Genomic DNA, 15,499 nt, shown 5'->3' with positions numbered 1-15,499 from the left:
GGCTTGCTCGGTCAAGGTGGCACTGGCGGCGCCGGCGGCGACGGCGGGCCCGGCGGTAGCACCAGCTTCACCGGGGGCATCGGCGGCACCGGCGGTGTCGGCGGCACCGGCGGCAACGGCTTCAACGGCGGTCACGGCGGCAATGGCGGTACCGGCGGCCAAGGCATCCTCACCACGACCACCAGTGGTGCCATCGCCGGCGGTGGAGGCGGTGGCGGCGGCATCGGCGGCACCGGCCAATTGGGCCTCTTCGGTGTCGGCGGCACAGGCGGCACCGCTGGAGCCGGCGGTCACGGCGGCAGCGCGGAACTAATCGATCCCAGCCTCGGCCTCGACGTCGTCAGCGGCGGCGGCGCCGGCGGTCAAGGGGGCGGGGCCAATTTGCTGATCCAGGGCGGCAGCAGCGGCGGCGGTGGTGGCGGCGGCGCCGTCAACGTGGGTGCCACGACGATCACCGGCGGCACCGGCGGCAACGGAGCGGGTCCCGGCGTTTCCCTCCTCAATGGGGGCGTCGGCGGCGCCGTCACCGGGACCACGGCCTCCTCCGTGGACGCCGCCGCCGGCGGCGGCGGCGGTGGTGGCAGCGGCCTTTCAGGCATCGGCGGGAGCGGAGGCACTGGCGGCGGCATCGACGGCGGCACCGGCGGCGCCGGCGGCAGCGGTGGCGGCAACGGCACTAGCGGCACCGGAAGCGGCGGCGGTACCGGTGGCGCCGGCGGCGCCGGCGACACCCTGCCCGGTGGTGGCGGCGGTGGCGGTGGTGGCAGCGCCGCCGTCATAAGCGCCGGCAACGGCACCGCCACCGGCGGCCGCGGCGGCACAGGCCTCTAGCGCACCCCGAATCAAGGGCGGAGCCCCGCAACGGTTCTGAGCGGGCGTCGGTAACACAAAATTAACAGCGGTTGCCTACTGTTCGAGTTATGGATCGACAGAAGGAATTCGTCCTCCGCACGTTGGAGGAGCGAGACATCCGCTTCGTTCGGCTCTGGTTCACCGATGTGCTCGGCTACCTGAAGTCCGTAGCCATCGCGCCGGCCGAACTCGAAGGCGCCTTCGAGGAGGGCATCGGCTTCGACGGATCCTCGATCGAGGGCTTCGCACGCGTCTCCGAATCCGACACCGTCGCCAACCCCGACCCGTCGACCTTTCAGGTGCTGCCCTGGGCGACCCCGTCCGGCCACCATCACTCCGCGCGGATGTTCTGCGACATCACCATGCCCGACGGCTCGCCGTCGTGGGCGGACCCGCGGCACGTGCTGCGCCGCCAGCTGCAGAAGGCCAACGACCTCGGCTTTTCCTGCTACGTGCACCCCGAAATCGAATTCTTCCTGCTGGAGTCCGGCCCCAACGACGGGTCGAGGCCCATCCCCGTCGACAGCGCCGGCTACTTCGACCAGGCGGTGCACGACTCCGCGTCCAACTTCCGCCGGGACGCCATCGAGGCCCTCGAGTTCATGGGCATCTCGGTCGAGTTCAGCCATCACGAGGGCGCGCCCGGTCAGCAGGAGATCGACCTGCGCTTCGCCGACGCGCTGTCGATGGCCGACAACGTCATGACGTTCCGCTACGTCATCAAGGAAGTCGCGATCGAAAACGGCGCGCGGGCGTCGTTCATGCCCAAGCCCTTCGCCGAACACCCCGGCTCGGCCATGCATACCCACATGAGCCTGTTCGAGGGCGACGTCAACGCCTTCCACAGCACCGACGACCCGCTGCAACTCTCGGACGTGGGCAAGTCGTTCATCGCCGGGATCCTCGAGCACGCCTCGGAGATCAGCGCCGTCACCAACCAATGGGTCAACTCCTACAAGCGGCTGGTGCAGGGCGGTGAGGCGCCCACCAACGCGTCGTGGGGGGCGGCCAACCGCTCGGCCCTGGTGCGGGTGCCGATGTACACACCGCACAAGACGTCGTCGCGGCGGATCGAGGTGCGCAGCCCCGACTCGGCGTGCAACCCGTACCTGGCGTTCGCCGTGCTGCTGGCCGCCGGACTGCGCGGCGTGGAGAAGGGCTACGTGCTGGGACCGCAGGCCGAGGACAACGTGTGGGACCTGACGCCCGAGGAACGCCTCGCGATGGGATATCGCGAGCTGCCCACCAGTCTCGACGCGGCGCTGCGCGCCATGGAGGCCTCCGAGCTGGTCGCGGAAACGTTGGGGGAGCACGTGTTTGACTTCTTCCTGCGCAACAAGCGCACGGAGTGGGCCAACTACCGCAGCCACGTCACGCCCTACGAGCTGCGCACCTACTTGTCGCTCTAGCTCACACCCTGCGCCGATCGGTCTGAGAGACCGGCGGCTTGCGCTACGGTCGTGGTCGTGACCAAACCCGCGACCGAACGCCCCCGGCTGCCCAGCGTGGGCCGGCTCGGGTTGGTCGACCCGCCCGCCGGTGATCGTCTGGCGCAGCTGGGTTGGTACGAGCGCGACGACCAGAACTACGTCGACCGGTTGTGGGCGTTGTCGCGCGCGCCCGACCCCGACGCCGCGCTGCGGGTGCTGGTGCGGCTGTGGGAGAACCCGGACAGCGATTGGGACGAACTGAGCGCCGCGCTGCTCACCGAACGCGGGCTGCGCGGCCGGCTGTTCGGGGTGCTCGGCTCGTCGCTGGCCCTCGGGGATCACCTCGCCGCCAATCCGCAATCCTGGAAGTTGTTGCGCGGCAAGGCCCGCCTGCCCTCGCGCGACGAACTGTGCGCGACGTTCCTCGAGTGTGTCGACGAGGCGCTGAGCGGCCCCGGGTCGGCGCTGGAACGCCTGCGCATCCTCTACCGGGACCAGCTGCTGGTGTTGGCGGCCCTCGACCTGGCCGCCACGGTCGAGGACGAGCCGGTCCTCCCGTTCACCGTGGTGAGCGCCCAGCTGTCGGACCTGGCGGACGCCGCCCTGGCCGCCGCGCTGCGGGTGGCCGAGGTCAGCGTGTGCGGCGACCGCACGCCGCCCCGGTTGGCGGTCATCGCGATGGGCAAATGCGGTGCCCGCGAACTGAACTACGTCAGCGACGTCGACGTCATCTTCGTCGGCGAGCGCGCGGACGCGGTCACCACCCGGGTGGCCAGCGAGATGATGCGGGTGGCGTCGTCGGCCTTCTTCCAGGTCGACGCCGGGCTGCGGCCGGAGGGCCGCAGCGGTGAGCTGGTGCGCACCGTCGAATCGCACATCGCCTACTACCAGCGCTGGGCCAAGACGTGGGAGTTCCAGGCGCTGCTGAAGGCCCGGGCGGCCGTCGGCGACGCCGAGCTCGGCGAGCGCTACCTGGCCGCCCTGACGCCGATGGTCTGGGTCGCTTGCGAGCGTGAGGATTTCGTCGTCGAGGTCCAGGCCATGCGCCGCCGGGTGGAGCGGCTGGTGCCCGCCGAGGTGCGCGCCCGCGAGATCAAACTCGGCAGCGGTGGCCTGCGGGACGTGGAATTCGCGGTGCAGCTGCTGCAGCTGGTGCACGGCCGCACCGACGAGTCGTTGCACGTGGCTTCGACGGTGGACGCGCTGGACGCGCTGGGCCGGGGCGGCTACATCGGACGCGAGGACGCGGCGAACCTGACCGCGTCCTACGAGTTCCTGCGGTTGCTCGAGCACCGGCTGCAACTGCAGCGGCTCAAGCGCACCCACCTGCTGCCGGAGGCCGACGACGAGGAGGCGGTGCGCTGGCTGGCGCGGGCGGCGCACATCCGGCCCGACGGCCGCCACGACGCGGCCGGGGTGCTGCGCGAGGAACTCCGGCACCAGAACGTGCGGGTGTCCGGCCTGCACGCCAAGCTCTTCTACCAGCCGCTGCTGGAGTCGATCGGCCCGGCCGGTTTGGAGATCGCGCACGGGATCACCTCCGAGGGCGCCGAGCGGCAGCTGGCGGCGCTGGGCTATGAAGGGCCGCAGACCGCGCTCAAGCACATGTCGGCGCTGGTCAACCAGAGCGGGCGGCGCGGCCGGGTGCAGTCGGTGCTGCTGCCGAGGCTGCTGAACTGGATGTCCTACGCGCCCGATCCCGACGGCGGGCTGCTGGCGTACCGGCGCCTGTCGGAGGCGCTGGCCGGAGAGAGGTGGTACCTGTCCACGCTGCGGGACAAGCCCGCGGTGGCCCGGCGGCTCATGCACGTGCTGGGAACCTCGGCCTACGTGCCGGACCTGTTGATGCGCGCGCCCCGGGTGATTCAGGATTACGGCGACGGCCCGGGAGGGCCCAAGCTGCTCGAGACCGACCCCGCGACGGTGGCCCGGGCGCTGATCGCCTCGGCGAGCCGCCACCCCGATCCGGTGCGGGCGATCGCGGCCGCGCGCACGCTGCGGCGCCGCGAGCTGGCCCGCGTCGGCTCGGCCGACCTGCTCGGTTTCCTCGAGGTCACCGACGTGTGCAAGGCGCTTACGTCGGTGTGGGTGGCCGTGCTGCAGGCCGCCCTGGACGCCATGATGCGGGCCAATCTGCCCGACGACGGTAGGGCGCCGGCGGCGATCGCGGTCATTGGCATGGGCAGGCTGGGCGGTGCCGAGCTGGGCTACGGGTCCGACGCCGACGTGATGTTCGTCTGCGAGCCGGCCCACGGCGTCGACGACTCGCAGGCGGTGCGGTGGTCGACGACGATCGCCGAGCAGGTGCGGGCGCTGCTGGGCACGCCCAGCGTCGACCCGCCGCTGGAGGTGGACGCGAACCTGCGGCCCGAGGGTCGCAGCGGCCCGCTGGTCCGCACGCTCAGTTCCTACACCGCCTATTACTCGCAGTGGGCGCAGCCGTGGGAGATCCAGGCGCTGCTGCGCGCGCATGCGGTCGCCGGCCACGCCGAGCTGGGCCAGCGTTTCTTGGTGATGGCCGACCAGACGCGCTACCCACCCGACGGCGTGTCGGCGGAGGCCGTTCGCGAAATCCGCCGCATCAAGGCCCGCGTCGAGTCCGAGCGGCTGCCGCGGGGGGCGGACCCCAACACCCACACCAAGCTGGGGCGCGGGGGACTGGCCGACATCGAATGGACGGTGCAGCTCATGCAGCTGCGGCACGCGCACGAGGTGCCCGCGCTGCACAACACGTCGACGCTTGAATCCCTGGACGCCATCGCCGCGGCCGGCCTGGTGCCCGCCGAGGATGTGGACCTGCTGCGGCAGGCCTGGCTGACCGCCACGCGGGCCCGCAACGCGCTCGTGTTGGTGCGCGGCAAGCCCACCGACCAGCTGCCGGGGCCGGGCCGTCAGCTCAAGGCGGTCGCGGTGGCCGCGGGGTGGTCGTCCGACGACGGCGGCGAGTTCTTAGACAATTATCTGCGGGTAACGCGCCGGGCAAAAGCCGTGGTGCGCAAGGTGTTTGGAAGTTGAGTCAGGAGGCCGGCGCGTTGGACGCCACTTTCGAGGTGCTCAGCGCGGCGGAAGCCCAACGCGTGACGGCCCTGTACACCCCGCTGGCCGACGCGGTCCGCGATCTCATCGACGCCACGATCCGGACCGAGGCCGACGAGGGCGTCGTCGCCGACGCGCGATCCGCGATCGAGGCCGTCACCAAGTCGTTGCGGCAACGGACGCGGCCGATGGGGGTGACCTACCGCGTCGACGGCGGCCGCCCGCTGACTCTGGGCAACGCCGCGATCGGCCTGGGCAACCCGATCGCCCCGCCGGTGATCGTGCATCACGACGGCGGCGGCCGGTGCTGGAGCGAGTTCGTCCTCGGGACGGCCTACGAGGGCCCGCCCAAGCTGGTGCACGGCGGGGTGAGCGCCCTGGTGCTCGACCACATGCTGGGCGAGGCGGCCAGCGAGGGGCTGTCCAAGCCGCGCTTCACGGGGACCATCACCGTGAAGTACCTGCGCGGCACCCCGCTGGGCCCGCTGCGCTCCGAGGCGTGGGTCGAGCGCAAGGAGGGCGTCAAAGTGTTTGCGCGTGGCACTATTTCGGACGCGCACGGGGTCACCGTCGAGGCCGAGGGCGTCTTCATCGAGCCGTCGTGGGCGAGGGAAGCCGAATGAAGTTCTACGTCAGCAGCGCCTTTTTGAACACCCGGGAGATCGTCGAAATCGCCAAGGCCGCCGACGAACTCGGCTACGACGGCGTCGGCATCCCCGACCACGTCGTCAACCTGGAGACGCTGGACACCCCGTACCCGTACACCAAGGACGGCCAACGACGCTGGCAGCCCTTCACCGACTGGCCCGACCCCTGGGTCCTCGTCGGCGCGCTGGCCCAGGTCACCACCCGGCTGCGGTTCGTCACCACCGTCTACATTCCCGCCATGCGCAACCCCTACTCGGCGGCGAAAGCCATTGGCACGGCGGCGGTTTTGGCGTCCGGCCGGGTGGAGCTCGGGATCGGCGTCGGCTGGTGTCGCGAGGAGTTCGCCTTGATGGGTGAGCGGTTCGACGCCCGCGGCAAACGCACCGACGAGATCATCGAGCTGATGCGGGCGCTGTGGCGACCGGGCTGGGCCGAGTTCGAGGGGGCGTTCTACCGGACACCGCGCCTGGAAATGGAGCCGACGCCGCCGCCGATACCCGTGTACGTCGGCGGGCTCAGCGACATCGCCCTGCGCCGCGCCGCTCGCAACGACGGCTGGATCGGCGACCTGATCAAGACCGATCGGGCCATCGAGGCGGTGGGCCGGCTGCGAGAACTGCGGGCCGAACTCGGCTTGTCCATGGACGATTTCACCATCCTGACCCCGCTGACCGACGCCTTCACCACGGCCGACTATCAGCGCGCCGCGGACGCCGGCATCACCGGCATCATCACGATGCCGTGGATGTTCTACTCCGGCCCGGACGCCACGCTGTCCGACAAGATCGACGGGATGCAGCGGTTCCGCAAGGACCTGTCGCTGGACGGCTAGAATTTGCCGGTGGCTTTCACGGTCGTTTTCAGCAACGGTGAACCGCGCGATTACGGCGCCTTCGACAGCTACGAGGTCACCGACGCGGGGGTGCTGATCATCTCGATGCATCGCGAAGACGTCGAGCGGCATTACGTCGCGCCGGGGGGCTGGCTTGAGGTCGTCGAGATGGCCGAAGGGCAGCCGGTGCGGATGACCCGCGGAATCCTGGGCCGCCGCCCCGGTTGAGGTGGCGAGCAGACGTAAAAGCCCCCGCACGCTGGGCGTGTCGGGGGCTTTTACGTCTGGTCGTAGGGCTTAAACGTCGAAGTAGAGCGAGAACTCGTAGGGGTGGGGCCGGATCTGGACCGGCAGGATCTCGTACTCGCGCTTGAAGTTGATCCACGTCTCGATCAGGTCGGGCGTGAAAACGCCGCCCTCCGTGAGGTATTCGTGGTCGGCCTCGAGCCGGTCGATCACTGCGGACAGCTGGGTCGGCGCCTGCGGGATGTTGGCGGCCTCCTCGGGTGGCAGCTCGTAGAGGTCCTTGTCGACCGGCGCCTGCGGCTCGATCTTGTTCTTGATGCCGTCCAGCCCGGCCATCAGCATGGCCGAGAACGCCAGGTACGGGTTGCCCGACGAGTCGGGGCAACGGAATTCCAGCCGCTTGGCCTTCGGGTTGCTGCCCGTGATCGGGATACGCACGCACGCCGAGCGGTTGCGCTGGCTGTACACCAGGTTGATCGGCGCCTCGAAGCCCGGCACCAACCGCTTGTAGGAGTTCACCGTCGGGTTGGTGAACGCCAGCAGCGACGGCGCGTGGTGCAGCAGGCCGCCGATGTAGTGCCGCGCGGTGTCCGACAGGCCGGCGTAGCCGGTCTCGTCGTACATCAGCGGGCTGCCGTCCTTCCACAGCGACTGGTGGGTGTGCATCCCGGACCCGTTGTCGCCGAACAGCGGCTTGGGCATGAAGGTGACGGTCTTGCCCGCCTGCCACGCGGTGTTCTTGACGATGTACTTGTACAGCTGCATGTCGTCGGCCGCGTGCAGCAGCGTGTTGAACTTGTAGTTGATCTCGGCCTGACCGCCGGAGCCCACCTCGTGGTGGCCCTTCTCCAGCGAGAAGCCCGACTGGATCAGGTTGTGCAGCATCCGGCTGCGCAGGTCGACGTAGTGGTCGACGGGCGCGACCGGGAAGTACCCGCCCTTGGGGCGGACCTTGTAGCCACGGTTGGGGCTGCCGTCGCTCTCGTTCGGCTCGCCGGTGTTCCACCAGCCGGAGATCGCGTCCACCTCGTAGAACGAGCCGTTGGTGCGCGAGTCGAAGCTGACCGAGTCGAAGATGTAGAACTCGGCCTCGGCGCCGAAGTAGGCGGTGTCGGCGACCCCGGTGCTCTTCAGGTAGTTCTCGGCCTTGCGCGCGATGTTGCGCGGGTCGCGCGAGTAGGGCTCCAGGGTGAACGGGTCGTGCACGAAGAAGTTGAGGTTCAGGGTCTTGGCTTCGGTGAACAGGTCGATCCGAGCGGTCGCCGGGTCCGGGAGCAGCAGCATGTCGGATTCGTGGATCGACTGGAAACCGCGAATCGACGAACCGTCGAAGGCCAAGCCGTCCTCGAACACGCTCTCGTCGAAGAACGAAACCGGAATCGTGAAGTGCTGCATGATGCCTGGCAAGTCACAGAACCGGACGTCGACAAACTCGACATCCTCGTCCTTGGCGAGTTTGAAGACGTCGTCGGGCGTCATTTCCGTCACAGAATTGCTCCTTTACTTGGTGATCCGCGGCCTGACGCTATGGAGCTGATGTTGCCCGTCAGTCAACCCGATGTTGCGCAGAGGTTACGTGACCATGCTTCCCCGCACCAGAATCCGGGTCGCTAGCGGGTTCTATTGTGGGGCCATGGACGGCAGCATCGTATCTGGTCGGCAAGACGGACACACCGTCGCATCCCCGCTGCGTCGCGGGCTTGCGCGGCGGTTCCACCGGGCCGTCGGAAGCCGCCCGTGACCGACGGTTTGCCGGAATCGCGGTCCGCTTTTCCGGGCGAGAGCCTCGGCCTGCCGCAGTCGGGTCCGGGATCCCTGGCGCCGATGGGCCGACGGCTGGTCGCGCTGATGATCGACTGGCTGATTTCCTACGGCCTGGGCGCGCTGGCCATGGCGTTCGGCCTGTTTTCCCAGCGGACGCTGGCGACCGCGGTGTTGGTGATCTGGTTCGCGCTCGGGGTGGTGGCGGTGCGGCTGTTCAGCTTCACGCCGGGGCAGTTGGCGCTGGGTTTGCAGGTGGCGTCGGTGGACGGCCGGGTGCCGGTCGGGCTCGGGCGGTTGGTGGCGCGCGGGCTGCTGATCGCGACGGTCATCCCGGCGCTGTTCACCGACTCCGACGGCCGTGGCCTGCACGATCGCCTGACGGGGACGGCCGTGCTGCGGCGGTGACCCGCGTTACCTGCGGCGCACGGTGCGCTGCACGCCGCGCATCTTGCCGGCGTTCGGCAGTGGCCCCTTCGGCATGACGCCGGCGCCGGCGCGCGAGCCCAGGGCGGCCAGCCGCGACTCCAGCGTGTCCATCTGCTTGGTGGTGATGTTGGCCGGAAGCTTGGTGAGGTGGCGCTCCAGCTTGCCCAGCGGCACCTCGCCCTCGCCGTTGCCGACGACGATGTCGTAGATCGGCACCTCGCCGACCAGCCTGGCCGTGCGCTTCTTCTCCTGGGCCAGCAGCGGTTTGACCCGGGCCGCCGATCCCTCGCCGACCAGGATCACGCCGGGCCGGCCGAGCACCCGGTGCACGGCGTCGAAGTGGCCGGTCGCGGCGACCCCGGGGGTCACCCGCCACTTGCCCCGCAGGTTGTCCAGCACCCACGCGGCCGCGCCGGTCTGACCTTCGGCTTTGCTGTAGACCGCGCGCTGGGCCCGGCGGCTGAAGATGATGAACGCCACCAGGGCGCCCAGCAGCACGCCGAACGTGATCATCGTGATCATGGTCAGGCCGCCGGCCCAGATGCCGACCGCCACCGCGGCGCCGACGATCAGCACAAACGCGCCGATCATGTACGGCAGCAGGCGCTTATCCTCCTTGCGCTGCATGTTGAACGCCTGCCACAACTGGCCGCGGCGCTCCTTCGCGGCGGCCTTGCGGGCGGCGGCTGCCTGAGCCCGGGCGGCCTTGTTCTCGGCGGCGGTGCGGGGTTTAGCCATAATCACCAAGGATACGTTCGGCCACCGAACGCCGGGACACTCAGGCCGTCGAGGCGCGGCCGCGCACGGCTTGGTCGTAGAGCCGCCCGGCCCGGTACGACGACCGCACCAGCGGCCCGGACAGCACCCCCGAGAAGCCGAGGCCCTCGGCGTGCCGGGCGAACTCGTCGAACTCCTCGGGTGTCACCCAGCGCTCGACCGGGTGGTGGCGCGACGTCGGGCGCAGGTATTGGGTGATGGTGATGATGTCGCAGCCGGCGTCGCGCAGGTCGGCCAGCGCGCCGCGCACCTCGTCGGCGGTTTCGCCCAGCCCGAGGATGAGGTTGCTCTTGGTGATCAGGCCGAAGTCGCGGGCCGCGGTGAGCACGTCAAGGCTGCGCCGGTAGGTGAAGGCGGGCCGGATCCGCTTGAAGATCCGCGGCACCGTTTCGACGTTGTGCGCCAACACTTCCGGGCGCGACTCGAACACCTCCGCGAGCCGCGCGGGCTCGCCGTTGAAGTCGGGGATCAACAGCTCGACGCCGGTCGACGGGTTGAGCTCCTTGATGGCCCGCACCGTCTCGGCGTAGAGCCAGGCGCCGCCGTCGGGCAGGTCGTCGCGCGCGACGCCGGTGATGGTCGCGTAGCGCAACCCCATCGTCTGCACACTCTCGGCGACCCGCCGGGGCTCGTCGCGGTCCAGCGCCGCCGGTCTTCCGGTGTCGATCTGGCAGAAGTCGCAGCGACGGGTGCACTGGTCGCCGCCGATCAGGAAGGTGGCCTCCCGGTCCTCCCAGCATTCGAAGATGTTGGGGCAGCCGGCCTCCTCGCAGACCGTGTGCAGGCCCTCCCGGCGGACCAGGCCCTTCAGCTGGGTGTACTCCGGACCCATCCGGGCCCGCACCTTGATCCACGGCGGCTTGCGTTCGATCGGGGTCTGCGCGTTGCGCACCTCCAGGCGCAGCAGCTTGCGGCCTTCGGGAGCGACAGTCACATGGATGATGCTACGCGGGCGACCGGGTGGTCACGCACCGGAAGCGCGCCGTCCAGGGCGTCGCAGACCGCGACGGCGACCGCCGCCCGGACCTCGTCGACGGCGACGGTGCGCCGCAGTTCGGCGGACAGCGACGTCACCCCGGCGTCGCTGATGCCGCACGGGACGATCGAGTTGTAGGCGCCCAGGTCGCAGTCGCAGTTGAGGGCGAACCCGTGCAACGTGGTCGCCCGCGACACCCGCACGCCGATGGCAGCGACCTTGCGGGCCGGCCGGCCGCCGCCGGCGGGCACCCAGACCCCGGACCGGCCGTCGACCCGGGCGGTGTCCAGGCCCAGGTCGCCGCACACCTTGATGAGCGCTTCCTCAAGGCGCCGAACGTATTTGACGACGTCGAGCGGCTCGGCCAGCCCGATGATCGGGTAGCCGACCAGCTGCCCGGGACCGTGCCAGGTGATCTTGCCGCCGCGGTCGGTGTCGACCACCGGCATCCCATCAACCGGTCGCTCGTGCGCCTCGGTGCGCCGCCCGGCGGTGTAGACCGCCGGATGCTCCAGCAGCAGCAGGGTGTCGGGCCCGCCGGCGACCCGGGCGTCGGCCAGGTCGCGCTGCAGCTGCCAGGCGGTGCGGTATTCGACCGTCCCAAGCTGGCGGACGTCGATCGCGGCCGAACTCGACCGGATGGAATCACTCACCCCGCCGACGCTACTCGGCCCGTGCACGCGTCCGTCACTCTGGCGTGACGCTCGGTGCCATTCGTCACCCTGCCGTGACGCTCAACGCGCCGCGGCCAGCTGCGTATCGCGGGGCGCTCGTCGGGCCAACGCGGCCCGGACACGCTGGATGATCTCCGTGGGCTGGTCCCCAGCTGTCACTCGAATCACAATCCAGTCGCGACGCTCGAGCATTTCCAGTCGCCGAATGTCCCATCTGTATTGCCTTCGGTCGCTGCGGTGTTGATCGCCGTCGTACTCGACTGCGACTTTGGGCTGGTCCCAGCCCATGTCTAGATAGGCGAAGACGTCGCCGACTTCGTCAAGGACGGGAATCTGCGTCCGGGGCCGGGGCAACCCAGCGTCGATGAGCAGCAGTCGAAGCCACGTCTCCTTGGGCGACTGCGCGCCCCGATCCATCAGGTCGAGCGCCGTCTGCGCCCGGCGAATACCGCGCCGGCCACCATAGCGTCGCACCAGCATGGCCGCGTCGGTCGCCTTGAATTCGGTGGCCTGAGCCAGAGCATCGATCGCCGGCACCGCTTCAGCCGTTGGATACCAGCAAGCCAGGTCGAGCGCCGTGCGGGCAGGTGTGGTGACCGGAATGCCTTCTAACAGCTGGAACTCGTCGCCTTCGACGCGAACGCTTCGAACCCGAAGGCCCGGAAGGGGGTTTCGGTTGCTGTGGATGATTTCCAGCGGCGCGCCGATATCAATCCACTTGGCGCCGTGCAACGCCGAGGCCGACAACCCCGCGATGATTCCGCGACGCCCAGACCAAAGCCATCCTGCCCGTGCGCGCACTCGCGCCGTAGGTTCGGCGCCACGGCTGACGTACACGCCAGGGAACAGCTTGGTGTACTTCGTCCGCAAAGCGCTCTTGACCACCTCACCTGTTGCGATCGCTTCACTGCCGATGAATGGCTCCGCCACGCGCGAAGTGTGGCACCTAGCAACTGCGGCATCACGTCACTGTGGCGTCGGCTGTGGGTAACTTCAGCGGCACTCAACGCGCATCGTCACGCTTGCGTGACGCTCGGCGCGCGGTGTCACTCTGGTGTGACGCTCGGCGATAGGTGAGCCGCGCCGCGCGACGCTAATCGTGCTCGCGGCGGGCCGTGGCGTAGGCGAGCGCCTCGCCAATGGTGTTGTGGTGGAACTCGAAACCGGCGCGCTCCAGCGCCGACGGGATGGCGCGCTGACCGATGAGCAGGCCCTCGTCGGCGAACTCCCCGAGCGCGGCCCGCACCGCGAAACCGGGCAGCATCAACGGGGTCGGGCGATTGAGCGCACGGCCAAACGCGGTGGTGAACTCCGCGTTGGTCACCGGCGCCGGTCCGGTCAGGTTCACCGGGCCCGACAGCGACGGGTGTGAGATGGCGAACAGCAGCGCCCGCACCTCGTCTTCCAGGGTGATCCACGACATGTATTGCCGGCCGCTGCCCAGCCGGGCGCCCAGGCCCGCCGCGAACAGCGGCCGCAGCCGGCGCAGCGCGCCACCCGACTTCGACAGCACCAGGCCGGTGCGGGCCAGCACCACCCGGGTGCCGGCGTACTGGGCGGGCAGCGTCGCGGCCTCCCAGTCCTCGCACAGCTGCGCGAGGAAACCGCTTCCCGCCCGGGCGTTTTCGTCGACCACCCGATCCCTGGTGTTGCCGTAGTAGCCGACCGCGCTGGCGTTGATCAGCGTTTCGACGCCGGCGTCGGCGACGGCGTTGGCCAGCACCTCGGTCGGGGCGATGCGGCTGTCGCGCAGGCTCTGCTTGAAGGCGCCCGACCAACGGCGCTGCCCGACGTTGACGCCGCACAGGTTGACGACGGCGTCGACGTCGACCAGCGCGTCGGCGTCGAACTCGCCGCTCTCCGGATTCCAGTGCAGCTCTTCGGAATTCGTCGGCGTGCGGCGCACGATGCGCAGCACCGGGTGGTCGGCGGCGCGCAGCGCGGCGGCCAAGGCGGAGCCGATCAGGCCAGAGGAACCCGCTATCGCGATGACGGGCTTGGGCACGTCGTCAGAGCCCCAGGTCAGCCTCGAAGGCTCCCTCTTCGAGCCGGTTCTTGATCGTGGTGAGGAAACGTCCGGCGTCGGCCCCGTCGATCAGCCGGTGGTCGTAGGTCAGCGGGAGATAGCAGATCGAGCGGACGCCGATCGACTCGTTGCCGAACTCGTCCACGATCACCCGCGGCCGCTTGACGATCGCGCCGGTGCCGAGCATGGCCGCCTGCGGCGGAACCAGGATGGGGGTGTCGAACAGGGCGCCCTGGCTGCCGATGTTGGTGATGGTGAACGTGCCGCCGGACAGCTCGTCGGGCTTGAGGTTGCCCGACCGGGCGCGCTCGGCGATGTCGGCGATGGCCCGGGCCAGCCCGGCCAGCGACAGGTCGCCGGCGTTGTGGACGACAGGGGAGAGCAGGCCCTGCTCGGTGTCGACGGCGAAGCCGAGGTGTTCGGCGTCGTAGTAGGTGATCTCCTTGGTTTCCTCGTTGTAGCTGGCGTTGATGTTGGGGTGGATCTTGAGGGCGTCGATCACGGCGCGGGCGATGAACGGCAGGTAGGTCAGGTTCACCCCCTCACGCTCGGCAAACGAGGACTTGGCCCGGGCCCGCAGCCCCACGATCTTGGTCATGTCGACCTCGTGGGTCTGGGTGAGCTGCGCCGTGGCCTGCAGCGATTCGCGCGTCTTGGCCGCGGTGAGCTGCCGGATCCGGCTCGCCTTCTGGGTGGTGCCGCGCAGGTGGGCCAGCGCGGGCGCCGCCTTGCCCGCCGCCGCCGGGGCGGCGGCGGGCAAGGCGGCCGGTGGGGGAGCCTGCTTCGCCTGTTCCTTTTTCTGTGCCGCCGCGAGCACGTCCTGCTTGCGGATGCGACCGCCGACGCCGGTGCCGGCGACCTCGGAGAGGTCGATGTTGTTCTCGTTGGCCAGCTTTCGCACCAGCGGGGTCACGTACGGCGCGCCGTCCGCGCTCGGGCCGCCGGCCTGCGCCGCGGCGGGCGGGGCCGGTGCCGGTGCGGGTTGCGGCGCCGGTGCGGGTTTGGCCGCCGCGGGCTCCGGTTTGGGTTCGGGCTTCGGCTCCGGCTTGGGCTCGGGTTGGGGTGCGGGCGGCGCCGGGGGCGCCGAGGGAGCCGGCGCGGCGGCCTCCGCTCCGGCGCCGATCCGGGCCAGCTCGCCGCCGACCGGGACGGTCGCGTCCTCCTCGGCGGTGATGCTCACCAGGACGCCGGCCACCGGCGAGGGGATCTCGGTGTCCACCTTGTCGGTGGACACCTCCACCAGCGGCTCGTCGACCTGAACCGAATCGCCGACCTTCTTCAACCAGCGGGTCACGGTGCCCTCGGCCACCGACTCGCCGAGCTCGGGCATCAGCACCGGCTTGGAGTCGCCGGAACCACCGCCCGACGCGGCCGGCTGGGCGGGCGGCGCCGGCGCCGCCGGCTGGGGCTCGGGTTCGGGCTGGGCCTGGGCCTGCGGTTCGGGCTCCGGCTCCGGCTCCGGCTGCGGTTCCGGTTGGCTGGGCTGCTGGGGTTGGGCCTGGGGTTGCTCTCCCGCTTCGCCGATCACGGCCAATTCGCCGCCGACCTCGACCGTGTCGTCCTCCTGGGCGACGATCTTGGTCAGCACTCCGGCGGCCGGCGACGGTATCTCGGTGTCCACCTTGTCGGTCGACACCTCGACGAGGGGCTCGTCGAGTTCGACCGTGTCGCCCTCCTGCTTGAGCCAGCGGGTGACCGTCCCCTCGGTGACGCTCTCACCGAGTGCCGGCATCTGGACGGAGAAGGCCATCTTTTCTGACTCCTCGATCGCTCGTGGGTCGGGGCGGGTCGACTATCAAAACTATCCTGTCA

14 protein-coding genes are annotated in these 15,499 nt (G+C 70.0%); 7 read left to right on the top strand and 7 right to left on the bottom strand.

Translation table 11 applies throughout. From position 1 onward, the window contains the following. The 6 genes from AWB92_RS30080 to AWB92_RS16455 all read left to right on the top strand — a co-directional run. A partial coding sequence (locus tag AWB92_RS30080; protein WP_193791407.1) for a hypothetical protein occupies positions 1 to 831 on the top strand: 831 nt, incomplete at its 5' end. A gap of 89 nt (positions 832 to 920) precedes the next feature. Further along, positions 921 to 2,261, top strand: coding sequence for a type I glutamate--ammonia ligase (glnA, locus tag AWB92_RS16475; RefSeq protein WP_068101920.1), 1,341 nt, complete (start codon positions 921 to 923; stop codon positions 2,259 to 2,261). Between the two features lie 51 nt (positions 2,262 to 2,312). Then, positions 2,313 to 5,297 carry a bifunctional [glutamine synthetase] adenylyltransferase/[glutamine synthetase]-adenylyl-L-tyrosine phosphorylase gene (locus AWB92_RS16470; protein ID WP_085187317.1) on the top strand — a complete coding sequence of 995 codons (2,985 nt, stop codon included), beginning with the start codon at positions 2,313 to 2,315 and terminating at the stop codon, positions 5,295 to 5,297. Beyond that, positions 5,294 to 5,941, top strand: coding sequence for a PaaI family thioesterase (locus tag AWB92_RS16465; protein WP_085187314.1), 648 nt, complete (start codon positions 5,294 to 5,296; stop codon positions 5,939 to 5,941). Before AWB92_RS16470 ends, AWB92_RS16465 begins: the two co-directional genes overlap by 4 nt. Next, the gene (locus tag AWB92_RS16460) at positions 5,938 to 6,798 is read left to right on the top strand and encodes a TIGR03619 family F420-dependent LLM class oxidoreductase (protein WP_085187310.1); all 861 of its coding nucleotides are present in this window, start codon (positions 5,938 to 5,940) and stop codon (positions 6,796 to 6,798) included. The genes AWB92_RS16465 and AWB92_RS16460 overlap by 4 nt, the downstream gene beginning before the upstream one ends. A gap of 9 nt (positions 6,799 to 6,807) precedes the next feature. Further along, the gene (locus AWB92_RS16455) at positions 6,808 to 7,026 is read left to right on the top strand and encodes a hypothetical protein (protein ID WP_066937719.1); all 219 of its coding nucleotides are present in this window, start codon (positions 6,808 to 6,810) and stop codon (positions 7,024 to 7,026) included. A 69-nt stretch (positions 7,027 to 7,095) separates the two neighbouring features. Here AWB92_RS16455 and glnA (AWB92_RS16450) read toward each other — a convergent pair whose 3' ends face one another. Next, on the bottom strand, positions 7,096 to 8,532 hold the full coding sequence (gene glnA, locus AWB92_RS16450; RefSeq protein WP_068101914.1) for a type I glutamate--ammonia ligase: 1,437 nt from the start codon (positions 8,530 to 8,532) through the stop codon (positions 7,096 to 7,098). Positions 8,533 to 8,793: 261 nt separating this feature from the next. Here glnA (AWB92_RS16450) and AWB92_RS16445 point away from each other — a divergent pair, with 261 nt between their 5' ends. Then, positions 8,794 to 9,213: an RDD family protein gene (locus tag AWB92_RS16445; protein ID WP_241523484.1), complete on the top strand. Its 420-nt coding sequence runs from the start codon at positions 8,794 to 8,796 to the stop codon at positions 9,211 to 9,213. A 6-nt stretch (positions 9,214 to 9,219) separates the two neighbouring features. On the opposite strand, the gene AWB92_RS16440 is transcribed toward AWB92_RS16445, so the two are convergent. From AWB92_RS16440 to sucB, 6 genes are all read right to left on the bottom strand, one after another. Then, positions 9,220 to 9,972, bottom strand: coding sequence for a DUF4191 domain-containing protein (locus AWB92_RS16440; RefSeq protein ID WP_085187306.1), 753 nt, complete (start codon positions 9,970 to 9,972; stop codon positions 9,220 to 9,222). Positions 9,973 to 10,012: 40 nt separating this feature from the next. After that, positions 10,013 to 10,945: a lipoyl synthase gene (gene lipA / locus AWB92_RS16435; protein WP_085187303.1), complete on the bottom strand. Its 933-nt coding sequence runs from the start codon at positions 10,943 to 10,945 to the stop codon at positions 10,013 to 10,015. Further along, positions 10,942 to 11,640 (bottom strand): lipoyl(octanoyl) transferase LipB, encoded by a 699-nt coding sequence (gene lipB, locus AWB92_RS16430; protein WP_085187299.1) that lies wholly within the window; start codon positions 11,638 to 11,640, stop codon positions 10,942 to 10,944. The genes lipA and lipB overlap by 4 nt, the downstream gene beginning before the upstream one ends. 81 nt (positions 11,641 to 11,721) lie before the next feature. Beyond that, positions 11,722 to 12,591 (bottom strand): hypothetical protein, encoded by an 870-nt coding sequence (locus AWB92_RS16425; protein ID WP_085187297.1) that lies wholly within the window; start codon positions 12,589 to 12,591, stop codon positions 11,722 to 11,724. Positions 12,592 to 12,754: 163 nt separating this feature from the next. Further along, the gene (locus AWB92_RS16420) at positions 12,755 to 13,666 is read right to left on the bottom strand and encodes a TIGR01777 family oxidoreductase (protein WP_085187294.1); all 912 of its coding nucleotides are present in this window, start codon (positions 13,664 to 13,666) and stop codon (positions 12,755 to 12,757) included. Positions 13,667 to 13,670: 4 nt separating this feature from the next. Beyond that, positions 13,671 to 15,437 (bottom strand): 2-oxoglutarate dehydrogenase, E2 component, dihydrolipoamide succinyltransferase, encoded by a 1,767-nt coding sequence (gene sucB / locus AWB92_RS16415; RefSeq protein ID WP_085187291.1) that lies wholly within the window; start codon positions 15,435 to 15,437, stop codon positions 13,671 to 13,673. Positions 15,438 to 15,499: the final 62 nt, after the last annotated feature.

It is taken from the genome of Mycobacterium sp. IEC1808, from assembly GCF_002101935.1.
GTDB lineage: Bacteria > Actinomycetota > Actinomycetes > Mycobacteriales > Mycobacteriaceae > Mycobacterium.
This window is presented reverse-complemented; position numbering and strand designations above follow the sequence as displayed.